This is a genomic window from Exiguobacterium artemiae 255-15, assembly GCF_000019905.1.
Classification (GTDB): Bacteria; Bacillota; Bacilli; order Exiguobacteriales; family Exiguobacteriaceae; genus Exiguobacterium_A; species Exiguobacterium_A artemiae.
Genome location: NC_010556.1, coordinates 1 through 12,426 on the forward strand (window position 1 = coordinate 1; position 12,426 = coordinate 12,426).

Annotated in this window: 7 protein-coding genes and 1 rRNA gene; all 8 read left to right on the forward strand. The window is 47.4% G+C overall.

Annotated features, from left to right (window positions below):
• The first annotated feature begins 426 nt into the window (after window positions 1-426).
• The 8 genes from dnaA to EXIG_RS00040 all read left to right on the forward strand — a co-directional run bounded on the left by dnaA (window position 427) and on the right by EXIG_RS00040 (window position 12,333).
• Window positions 427-1,821 carry a chromosomal replication initiator protein DnaA gene (gene dnaA / locus EXIG_RS00005; protein ID WP_012368915.1) on the forward strand — a complete coding sequence of 465 codons (1,395 nt, stop codon included), beginning with the start codon at window positions 427-429 and terminating at the stop codon, window positions 1,819-1,821.
• A gap of 187 nt (window positions 1,822-2,008) precedes the next feature.
• Complete coding sequence (gene dnaN, locus EXIG_RS00010; RefSeq protein ID WP_012368916.1) at window positions 2,009-3,142, forward strand: DNA polymerase III subunit beta; 1,134 nt, start codon at window positions 2,009-2,011, stop codon at window positions 3,140-3,142.
• Between the two features lie 140 nt (window positions 3,143-3,282).
• Window positions 3,283-3,504 (forward strand): S4 domain-containing protein YaaA, encoded by a 222-nt coding sequence (yaaA, locus tag EXIG_RS00015; protein WP_012368917.1) that lies wholly within the window; start codon window positions 3,283-3,285, stop codon window positions 3,502-3,504.
• A gap of 1 nt (window position 3,505) precedes the next feature.
• Window positions 3,506-4,660, forward strand: a complete 1,155-nt coding sequence (recF, locus tag EXIG_RS00020; protein ID WP_012368918.1) for a DNA replication/repair protein RecF — start codon at window positions 3,506-3,508, stop codon at window positions 4,658-4,660.
• A 10-nt stretch (window positions 4,661-4,670) separates the two neighbouring features.
• The gene (gyrB, locus tag EXIG_RS00025) at window positions 4,671-6,584 is read left to right on the forward strand and encodes a DNA topoisomerase (ATP-hydrolyzing) subunit B (protein ID WP_200859023.1); all 1,914 of its coding nucleotides are present in this window, start codon (window positions 4,671-4,673) and stop codon (window positions 6,582-6,584) included.
• Window positions 6,585-6,611: 27 nt separating this feature from the next.
• Window positions 6,612-9,272, forward strand: a complete 2,661-nt coding sequence (gene gyrA, locus EXIG_RS00030; protein WP_012368920.1) for a DNA gyrase subunit A — start codon at window positions 6,612-6,614, stop codon at window positions 9,270-9,272.
• A 92-nt stretch (window positions 9,273-9,364) separates the two neighbouring features.
• A complete protein-coding gene (locus EXIG_RS00035) occupies window positions 9,365-10,411 on the forward strand; it encodes an HD-GYP domain-containing protein (RefSeq protein WP_012368921.1) in 1,047 nt (348 codons plus the stop codon).
• A gap of 360 nt (window positions 10,412-10,771) precedes the next feature.
• Window positions 10,772-12,333: ribosomal RNA gene (locus tag EXIG_RS00040) — 16S ribosomal RNA — on the forward strand.
• Window positions 12,334-12,426 lie beyond the last annotated feature (93 nt).

Below are 12,426 nucleotides of genomic sequence, written 5' to 3' on the forward strand. Positions count from 1 at the left end.
ATTAACGTCAAGGTTTGTTTTTAGAATTTTTGACGCTACTTTTTTTCATTTTGTGCATAACTATTTTTGAACGCTTCCTCTTTCGCAAAGTTATACACATCTTATCCACAGTTTATCCACACTGTCCACAGCCTGTGGGTAACTGCCTGTGCATATGTGGATTTACTTGTGGATAAATCGTTCTAACCATTGCCAGACCTCATTTCATTTGATACACTAATTGTGCATAACAAGAACGTAAGACAAATTGATTCTTCAAGTTATACACAACCTGTGGATAACTTTATACACAGAATTCAACCCCTGTGGATAACGTTATCCACAGTTTTTATGTTCTGGGGATAAGTCGTGTTCCTTCATTAACTTTGTCCTGTGCATAAACCTGTGTATAGTTTTTTATATCATGATAGAAAAAGGGGGGTATTTATGAAAAACGCTGCCGAACTTTGGCACAATGTATTATCTGTAATCGAGGAAGAACAACGTACCCCAAAAGCGAGTTACGACATGTGGTTGAAGTCGACTGAGGGTGTCACGCTCAACGGTACGACCTTGATCGTCTCGGCGCCCGCAGCATTTACTGTCACGTGGTTGGAACGTCAGTACTTATCTCTATTAGAAGATACCGTCGAAGAAGTCACGGGAAGCCGGCTGGATATTCAGTTCATTGAGGAAGGTCAAGCAAAACATATGCTCGATCGTCAAAATGAGGAAGTAGAAGTGATGGAAGTTGCTCCTGCGAAGACAAAAGCGCAAAAGACGCCTAAATCGTCCGATGAGCTGGTGATGAGCGAACTCGGACAGTTAAACGAAAAGTATACATTCGATACGTTTGTCATCGGATCGGGGAATCGTTTTGCTCATGCCGCTTCTTTAGCAGTAGCAGAAGCACCCGCCAAAGCCTACAATCCGCTTTTTATCTACGGCGGTGTCGGCCTGGGGAAAACACACTTGATGCATGCGATTGGGCAGTATGTCCAGGATCAAAAGCTTGGAACGAAAATCGCGTATGTTTCCTCTGAACAGTTCACGAATGACTTCATCAATTCGATTCGGGATAACAAAACGGTTCAGTTCCGGAATAAATACCGCAACATCGATGTTCTATTAATAGATGATATTCAATTCCTTGCCGGAAAAGAACAAACGCAGGAAGAGTTTTTCCACACGTTTAATGCCCTGCATAACGATCAAAAACAAATCATTATCTCCAGTGACCGTCCACCAAAAGAAATTCCGACGCTTGAAGATCGCTTGCGTTCTCGTTTCGAGTGGGGCTTGATTACAGACATCACGCCACCGGATCTCGAAACCCGGATTGCGATTCTTCGGAAAAAAGCGAATGCCGAACAACTGGACGTTTCCAATGAAGTCATGCTTTATATTGCAAGCCAGATTGATACGAACATCCGGGAACTTGAAGGCGCGTTAACCCGCGTCATTGCTTACGCTAACCTGGTTGGACGGACGATTGATCCGAATGTCGCAGCTGAAGCCCTGCATAACATCATGCCTGCAAGTGAACCGCGGAAAGTCACGATTCGGGATATCCAGGAATCGGTCAGTAAACACTTTAATCTGCCGTTTGACGATTTAAAAGCTAAAAAACGGACGAAATCAATTGCTTTTCCCCGTCAGATTGCCATGTACCTGTCGCGGGAGATGACAGAAAGCTCGTTACCGAAGATTGGTGAGGAGTTTGGGGGACGTGATCACACGACCGTCATTCATGCACATGAAAAAATCAGTACGCTCGTCAAATCGGATGGAGAAACGGGAAAAGTCATCGAACAAATCAAGCATGAATTGAAACATTCGTAAAACCTGTGGATAAGCTGTGGATAAAACAGCCTAGTTATCCACAAGTTATCCACACGCGTTTTGGCTCTATACCAAGTTATCCACCGACTTATCCACACTATCCACAGCCCCTAATACTATTATTAAAAAAATATATTATTATGTTATGATGATGTAACGCCCATTTTGAGAGGAGCTTAACGACAATATGCATATTACAATTCAACGGGATACTTTAATCCAAGCAATTCAAGATGTAGCAAAAGCTGTTTCATCCCGGACAACGATTCCGATCTTAACGGGAATCAAACTCGAAGCCCATGGTGACGGTATGACGCTGACAGGAAGCGATACGGAAATCTCGATTGAACGGACGATCTACGCGGAAGAGAACGGAACATCCTACGTGACAGTCCATCGTGCAGGCAGTGTGGTCTTAAACGCCCGCTTCTTCGGCGATATCGTGAAAAAGTTACCCACAGATGAAGTCATCCTTGAAGTATCACCAAACTTCATGACACGGATCCAATCGGGTACGGCAGAGTTCCACCTGAATGGACTTGATCCGGATGAATTCCCACGCTTACCGCAAGTCGACGGCGGACAGCAGTTCCGTTTACCGGCTGATCTGTTACGGTCAATGATCCGTCAAACGAGTTTTGCCGTTGCTGTACAGGAAACACGTCCTGTATTGACGGGTGTTAACTTCTCGGCGGATAAAGACATCCTGACATGCGTCTCGACGGACAGTCACCGACTGGCCTTACGACGGGCACAGTTTGAAACGGATAACGAGATTTCGTTCCAAAACGTCATCGTCCCAGGAAAAAGCTTAAACGAATTATCCAAATTACTTAGTGATGGTCACGTCGACATCACGATTACGAATCAACAGATCCTGTTTAAGATGAAACATGTCTTATTCTTCTCGCGTCTGCTTGACGGCAACTACCCGGACACATCGCGTTTGATTCCGGAAGAGTACCGCACGGCAGTCCGCATGAATGCGAAGGAATTACTTCAAGCAATCGACCGTGCGTCACTGCTTGCTCGCGAAGACCGTAACAACGTCATCAAGTTTGCAGCAGAAGGAACGACGGCAGTCGAAATTTCTTCCCACTCACCGGAAGTCGGTAAAGTGTCGGAACAAGTCAGCATCTTATCGCTTGAAGGAGAAGAGTTAAAAATCTCGTTCAACTCAAAATACATGATGGATGCGCTAAAGGCACTCGATGCAACAGATATCGAAATCCAGTTCACCGGTTCGATCCGCCCGTTCATTCTGCACCCGGTTGACCAAGACAACGTCTTACAGCTGATCCTTCCAGTCCGGACAGCATGATTTATACCCAAGGAACCGTTTATGTTCCTTGGGCTTTTTTTGAAATCCGCATATACGTTCGTTCATTTTGCCAAATCGTAAGTTTTTTAGTACAATAAAGAGTACGTCATTTATAATATGTAGGTAGGAGGAGTCAAACCATGAATCAAATCAAGATTTCAACAGAATATGTCACATTAGGTCAGTTCCTGAAACTTTCTGATATCATCTCGAGCGGCGGACAAGCTAAACCGTTTCTCGCCGAGGTACCCATTCTTGTCAACGGTGAAGTCGATCAGCGACGCGGTCGTAAATTACGGGATGGAGATGTGATTGACGTAGAAGATTACGGTCAGTTCATCATTAAGAACGAGGGAAACTAACGTGCGACTAGATTCGGTCCGACTCAGTCACTACCGCAACTATGAGTCGTTGGAATTATCTTTTTCCGAAAAGACGAATGTGCTGATTGGAGAGAATGCACAAGGGAAGACAAACCTCCTTGAAGCCATTTACGTTCTGGCTCTTGCAAAGTCCCACCGGACGACGCATGACAAAGAATTGATCCAGTGGGATGCCGAGACAGCCCGTGTCGAAGGACGGATTCACAAGAGAAGAGGATCACATTCGCAGGAAATCGCGATTTCAAGCCGCGGTAAAAAAGCGAAGCTAAATCATCTCGAACAGCGCCGGCTCAGTGATTATGTTGGTGCGTTGAATATCGTGCTGTTTGCACCGGAAGACTTACACATCGTCAAAGGCAGTCCACAAATCAGACGTCGCTTTTTGGATATGGAAATTGGTCAGGTCAGCCCGGTCTATCTACATGAATTAAGTCAGTATTTAAAAGTCCTCAAACAACGGAATGCATTGCTTAAGCAGTTATCGATGAAAGGTGGGGACGAGACGTTCCTCGATGTCTTGACGGAGCAGATGATTACGCTTGCCGTTAAAATCGTTCAACGCCGTCATCACTTCATTGCCCAGCTCGAAAAGTGGGCACGTCCGATTCATGAAGGAATCAGTCGCGGACAGGAACAGCTCGTCCTTATTTACCGTTCGGATACATTTAGCAATGATTTGCTCGATGTTGAAGGAATGACTGCTTCTTACATGCAGAAGTTTGGTAAAATGAAGACAAACGAAATCCGAAGAGGTGTGACGTTGTTCGGTCCGCACCGGGATGACTTCGAAATGGAAGTCAACGGTCGGAATGTCCAGACTTATGGTTCACAAGGACAGCAACGAACGGCAGCACTCTCTTTGAAATTAGCAGAGATTGAATTGATTCATGAAGAAGTGGGGGAATATCCATTGCTACTTCTAGACGATGTCTTATCCGAGCTCGATGATCATCGTCAAACCCATTTGCTCGATACGATGCAACAAAAGGTGCAGACCATTCTGACGACAACGAGTGTCGATGGAATCGCACATGAAACGATCAAACAGGCGAAGTTGTTCCACGTGAAACAGGGGGCCGTCATTTTGGAAGAGACATCATACAAAGAAATAGTAGGTGAGAAAACCGATGAGTAATCATGAAGATATGGAATTAGAACAAGGGTACGGTGCCGATCAAATTCAGGTGCTTGAAGGTCTAGAAGCCGTTCGGAAACGTCCGGGTATGTATATCGGATCGACTGCATCGAAGGGGCTTCACCATTTGGTGTGGGAAATCGTCGATAACTCGATCGATGAAGCACTTGCAGGATATTGCGATACAATCAAAGTCACGATTGAACCGGGTAACTCGATTCTGGTCGAAGATAACGGACGGGGAATCCCGGTCGATATCCAAGAGAAGATGGGCCGTCCAGCAGTTGAAGTCATTTTGACAGTCCTTCATGCCGGCGGTAAATTCGGCGGCGGCGGATACAAAGTATCCGGTGGACTTCACGGTGTCGGAGCATCTGTCGTTAACGCCCTGTCGACAAAACTTGAAGTATTCGTCAAACGGAATGAAAAGTTGTATTACCAAGCGTATCACCGCGGTGTACCTGCTGCCGATTTAGAAATTATCGGCACGTCAGAAGAAACCGGAACGATGATCCGTTTCTTCCCGGATGATGAAATCTTCCAGGAAACTCTTGAATACGATTATGATCTGCTGGCGACACGTCTTCGTGAGCTCGCATTTTTAAATAAGGGACTGACGATCGAAATTACGGATGATCGTGCGGATGAACCGATTACGCGCAGCTTCCATTACGAAGGCGGAATTAAGTCTTACGTCGAGCATTTAAACCGTTCGAAAGAAGTCGTCCATGAAGAACCCGTTTATGTACACGGGAACCGCGACGGGATTGAAGTCGAAGTCGCGTTGCAATATAACGATGGTTTTGCAGCCAACATCTATTCGTTCACGAACAATATCCCGACCCATGAGGGCGGAACACACGAAACCGGTTTTAAGACGGCTTTGACACGTGTCATCAATGACTACGCGAAAAAATTCGGTCTGATGAAAGAAGCCGACGGTACGTTGTCCGGCGAAGATGTACGTGAAGGGATGACAGCGATCGTCTCGATCAAACACCCGAATCCACAGTTCGAAGGACAGACGAAAACGAAACTCGGCAACTCGGATGCACGGACAGCAACGGATACGTTGTTCTCGTCTGCGTTTGAACAGTTCATGATGGAGAATCCGACAAGTGCCCGTGCCATCGTCGAAAAAGGAATGATGGCGTCTCGTGCCCGGATGGCTGCGAAACGTGCCCGTGAATTAACACGACGTAAAGGCGTTCTTGAAGTGAGCTCACTTCCAGGGAAACTTGCCGACTGTTCATCACGTGATGCGACGATTTCTGAAATCTATATCGTTGAGGGTGACTCGGCGGGTGGTTCAGCAAAATCTGGACGTGATCGTCATTTCCAAGCGATTTTACCGATTCGAGGTAAGATTTTGAACGTCGAAAAAGCACGTCTTGATAAGATTCTCGGCAATAACGAAATCCGGACGATCATTACGGCGCTCGGAACGAGTATCGGTTCTGAATTCAACATCGAGAAAGCCCGGTATCATAAAGTCATCATCATGACCGATGCCGACGTCGATGGTGCCCACATCCGGACACTGTTATTGACATTCTTCTATCGTTACATGCGTCCGCTGGTCGAGCACGGTTACGTCTATATTGCCCAGCCGCCGCTTTACGGAATCAAGCAAGGAAAAAACATCACGTACGTCCACAACGAGCGTGAGTTGAACGAAGCACTGGCAGCACTTCCGGAAAACGCACGATACGACATTCAGCGTTATAAAGGTCTCGGTGAGATGGATCCGGAGCAACTGTGGGAAACCACGATGGATCCGAGTGGTCGTCAAATGCTGCGTGTCGAATTACAGGACGCGATCGAAGCAGATGAGGTCTTTGACATTTTGATGGGAGACCAGGTAGAACCACGTCGTGACTTTATCCAGTCGCACGCCCACTATGTGAAGAACTTGGATATTTAACGTTGAATAGAGAGGGTGGCCATACGAATGTCCGATCAACAAGGAATCATTAAAGATATCAACATCAGTCAAGAAATGCGTACATCCTTCATGGATTATGCGATGAGCGTTATCGTCGCACGTGCTTTACCGGATGTCCGTGACGGTTTAAAACCGGGTCATCGTCGTATTTTATATGCGATGAATGACCTCGGGATCCGCGCGGATAAACCGCACAAGAAGTCTGCCCGTATCGTCGGTGAAGTTATCGGTAAGTATCACCCGCACGGTGATTCTGCTGTTTACGACACGATGGTTCGTATGGCACAGGACTTCAGCTACCGGTATGAGCTCGTCGACGGTCACGGAAACTTCGGTTCGGTCGACGGCGACTCCGCTGCAGCCATGCGATATACGGAAGCCCGTATGTCAAAAATCGCAATGGAAATTGTACGTGATATCAATAAAAACACTGTTAATTTTAAAGATAACTACGATGGATCAGAACGGGAACCGGAAGTGTTACCGTCCCGCTTCCCGAACTTGCTTGTCAACGGTTCGAGCGGGATTGCAGTCGGGATGGCAACGAATATCCCACCGCACCAGCTCGGTGAAGTCATCGATGGAGTCCTTGCGTTATCGCATAATCCGGACATCACGATTTCTGAACTGATGCAGCATATTCCAGGACCTGACTTCCCGACAGCTGGAGAAATCTTGGGCCGCAGCGGAATTCGCCGCGCTTATGAAACCGGTCGTGGATCACTCATCGTCCGGGCGAAAGCCGAAATCGAACAGACAAAAAAAGATCGCGAACGGATCATCGTGACGGAGTTGCCGTACCAGGTCAACAAAGCCCGTCTCGTTGAAAAAATTGCCGATCTTGTCCGTGAGAAAAAAATCGAAGGTATCACCGATTTGCGTGATGAGTCTGATCGCCGTGGTATGCGTGTCGTGATGGAGATTCGTCGTGATGCGAATGCGAGTGTCATCCTGAACAATCTCTACAAACAGACATCGATGCAGACGACGTTCGGTGTCAACATGCTTGCCATCGTCAGTGGACGTCCGCGTACCCTGACGCTGAAGGAAATGTTGTACCACTATCTCGAGCACCAAAAAGAAATCGTCCGTCGCCGGACACAGTTTGATCTCGAGAAAGCAGAAGCACGGGAACATCTTCTTGCAGGCCTGCGGATTGCGCTTGATCACCTTGATGAAGTCATTAAGATCATCCGTGCCAACCGCACAGCAGATGCTGCCCGTGAACAGTTGATGGAACGGTTTGAATTGTCCGAGAAACAATCACAAGCAATTCTTGATATGCGTCTACAGCGTTTGACTGGTCTCGAACGTGAGAAAATCGATGCCGAGTACGATGAGATCATGGCATTGATTACAGAACTCAAACGAATCCTTGAAAGTGATGAAGTCTTGCTCGAATTGATCCGGACAGAACTTGAAGAGGTGAAAGAACGCTTCAATGACCAGCGCCGGACCGAAATTCGGATGGACCACATCGAATTTGAAGATGAAGATTTGATTCCGGAAAAAGATATCATCATTACGTTGACAAGCAGCGGCTACATTAAACGTCTTACGACGGATTCGTACCGTGCTCAACGACGTGGTGGACGTGGTGTCCAAGGAATCGGTACAAACGACGCGGATTATGTAACACGTCTCTTGTCATGTTCGACGCATGATACGATTCTGTTCTTTACGAACCGCGGAAAAGTCTACCGGATTCGCGGCTATGAAGTGCCGGAGATGAGCCGGACGTCGAAAGGTGTTCCAATCATCAACTTGATTCAAATCGAACGTGATGAGAAGGTCGAGACGATGATTCCGGTCAACTTTAAACGTTACCTCGAAGAACAAGAGGCAGCGGAAGCAACCGAAAACATCATTGATGTCGAAGTCACTGCAGAAGATGCACCGGATGGTCTTGAAGAACCGGAAGAAGCGCTTGATGCAGAAGAAGTGATGCAGGATGAACAGAAATCGTTGATCTTCATGACGCGTAAAGGTCGTGTCAAACGTTCACCGTTATCTGCTTATGCCCGAATCAATAAAAATGGATTGATTGCGATTCGTCTGTTTGAAGATGATGAATTGACATCTGTCCGTCTTGCTTCGACAGAAGATGAAGTCTTTACTGTCTCAAATACCGGAAAAGCGATCCGCTTCCCGATTACGAACGTGCGCTCGATGGGTCGTGGTGCCCGCGGTGTCAAAGCGATGAACTTATCGGCAGACGCAATCGTCATCGGAATGGAACTTGCCCGTGATGAACAGGATGTACTCGTCATTACGGAAAAAGGTTTCGGTAAACGGACGCCAATGACAGAGTTCCGGACACAATCACGTGGTGGTAAAGGATTGATCGCTAGTAAAGTAACGGACCGGGTCGGACAAATCGTGGCACTCCGGATTGTGGATGTCGATGATGACATCATGATCATGACGGAAAGCGGCATCGTCATTCGAACAGATTCACAAAATATCTCCAGTGTCGGACGTAATGCACAAGGGGTTAAAGTGATTCGAATCGAAGAAGGCGACCGTGTCGCAACAGTTGCGAAACTGAAAAAAGAAGATGCTGTCGAGGAAGAGGGTATTGTACTGGAAGAAGGCGAAACGGGTTCGGAAGAACAGCCGGTTTCCACTTCTGAGATGAACAGTGAATCTGAGCAGACAGAAGAATAAACGAAGCAGAACGACGTACAGCAGAGTGGGGACAACTTGTCTTTACTCTGCTGTTTTTCTAAAAATCATTTAGGGAAAGGGACGAGACAACGATGCGTGTGGCAAGTGAGCGACTTATTCTTGGTGACCGGATAACCGAGTCTTTGTTTTTACATACAGATATTCCAATCGTCGAGGCAGGCAAAAAAATCGGGGCAGATGAGTTAAGACGAATCAAACGATTTTTGATCAAAGAGGTGGACATCGAGAAACGACCTGAAGGTATGAGCGAAGCTTCGATGATGGATCAAGAACTGGACGACATGATAGAAGACAGTATATTTGATTCATTGATCGAGACTTATAATCAGGTGTTCACTTCCTGGGAGCAGGGATTGGTTCCAAATGTATACGATGCATTGAGATGGGTGAAGGAATCGATGCCGGAGACGATGCGTCGGGACGACATCTTACCGTATTTCCTAGAGCGCGGAACAGAAGCTTATACGGTTCGACATGCGATTTACCGGGGGGCAATTGCGCAACTGCTCGCAGAGGCAGCGGGAAAAGAGCGCAAGATGATTCACGATTTATGGGTCGCGTCCTATTTTGCCGATTGTGGATTAGCGCGAATCATGGAATGGCGTCATACAAAACGTTATGAAGCGATGCAACAAGAAATCTTTCACCGTCATCCTGCAATGGCGTTCCAAGCCTTACAAAAGGAAAACATCATTTCCGATACAGTCAAACGCTTGATTGTTCAACATCATGAACGGTTGGACGGTTCCGGATATCCCTTGAAAGTCAAAGGGGATAAAATCATGGATCATACAAGATTGTTCATCGTGGCAGACGTCTTTGCAGCCATGACAAGTTGGCGTCCGTACCGTGAAGCATATAAGGTATATGATGCATACTGCCATTTAAAAGCGCGGCCTATGCAATATGATTCGAAATATGTGATGCTCCTTGGACAGTTGCTCTTACCGATTGAACCGGGTGACCGTGTCTTGATGAGTAATGGAAAGATTGCAACAGTCCTTCGAAAAAACAGTATATTTGACCGCCCGGTGATTGCGTATGAAGAACATAACCGGCGTATCGTTAAAGATTTGATGGAGGACCGGCAGCTGAACATCATTCAGCTCATGGATTAAAGATCTGTATCATCTGCATTATATATAGAAGGAACACTCTCTTTTTTGTCATAAATCTGATGAAAAAAAGAGTTTTTCTTTTTTTATAAAAAACACTTGTACAATAATAAATCCCATGGTATATTATTTCTTGTCCTTAAGAGGACGAGCGCACTGCACGAAATAAGAAAAAAACTTCTTTTAAAAAGTTGTTGACTTATTGTTTCAGACTTGGTATTCTAATTGAGTCGCCAAAACAGGCGCGGACGAACTTTGAAAACTGAACGATGAGGCAAAAAACGTATCTTCGGATACAAACAATGAATGAAGCGCAAGCTTCGTCAACGTGACTTTGGTCACAAAAACGAGCAAGTCAAACACTTTATGGAGAGTTTGATCCTGGCTCAGGACGAACGCTGGCGGCGTGCCTAATACATGCAAGTCGAGCGCAGGAAGCTCACGGAACTCTTCGGAGGGAAGTGAAGGGAATGAGCGGCGGACGGGTGAGTAACACGTAAGGAACCTGCCCCAAGGATTGGGATAACTCCGAGAAATCGGAGCTAATACCGAATAGTTCTTCAGACCGCATGGTCTGATGATGAAAGGCGCTCCGGCGTCACCTTGGGATGGCCTTGCGGTGCATTAGCTAGTTGGTGGGGTAATGGCCCACCAAGGCGACGATGCATAGCCGACCTGAGAGGGTGATCGGCCACACTGGGACTGAGACACGGCCCAGACTCCTACGGGAGGCAGCAGTAGGGAATCTTCCACAATGGACGAAAGTCTGATGGAGCAACGCCGCGTGAGTGATGAAGGTTTTCGGATCGTAAAACTCTGTTGTAAGGGAAGAACAAGTACGAGAGGTAATGCTCGTACCTTGACGGTACCTTGCGAGAAAGCCACGGCTAACTACGTGCCAGCAGCCGCGGTAATACGTAGGTGGCAAGCGTTGTCCGGAATTATTGGGCGTAAAGCGCGCGCAGGCGGCCTTTTAAGTCTGATGTGAAAGCCCCCGGCTCAACCGGGGAGGGTCATTGGAAACTGGAAGGCTTGAGTACAGAAGAGAAGAGTGGAATTCCATGTGTAGCGGTGAAATGCGTAGAGATGTGGAGGAACACCAGTGGCGAAGGCGACTCTTTGGTCTGTAACTGACGCTGAGGCGCGAAAGCGTGGGGAGCAAACAGGATTAGATACCCTGGTAGTCCACGCCGTAAACGATGAGTGCTAGGTGTTGGGGGGTTTCCGCCCCTCAGTGCTGAAGCTAACGCATTAAGCACTCCGCCTGGGGAGTACGGCCGCAAGGCTGAAACTCAAAGGAATTGACGGGGACCCGCACAAGCGGTGGAGCATGTGGTTTAATTCGAAGCAACGCGAAGAACCTTACCAACTCTTGACATCCCCTTGACCGCTTGAGAGATCAAGTTTCCCCTTCGGGGGCAAGGGTGACAGGTGGTGCATGGTTGTCGTCAGCTCGTGTCGTGAGATGTTGGGTTAAGTCCCGCAACGAGCGCAACCCCTATCCTTAGTTGCCAGCATTTAGTTGGGCACTCTAGGGAGACTGCCGGTGACAAACCGGAGGAAGGTGGGGATGACGTCAAATCATCATGCCCCTTATGAGTTGGGCTACACACGTGCTACAATGGACGGTACAAAGGGCAGCGAGACCGCGAGGTGGAGCCAATCCCAGAAAGCCGTTCCCAGTTCGGATTGCAGGCTGCAACTCGCCTGCATGAAGTCGGAATCGCTAGTAATCGCAGGTCAGCATACTGCGGTGAATACGTTCCCGGGTCTTGTACACACCGCCCGTCACACCACGAGAGTTTGCAACACCCGAAGCCGGTGAGGTAACCGCAAGGAGCCAGCCGTCGAAGGTGGGGTAGATGATTGGGGTGAAGTCGTAACAAGGTAGCCGTATCGGAAGGTGCGGCTGGATCACCTCCTTTCTAAGGAAAACGTCCCGTACGGGACATGCCCATCGTTCAGTTTTGAGAGCTCGTCTCTCTAGTCTCGATAGAGACACTCGCACCTTGAAAACT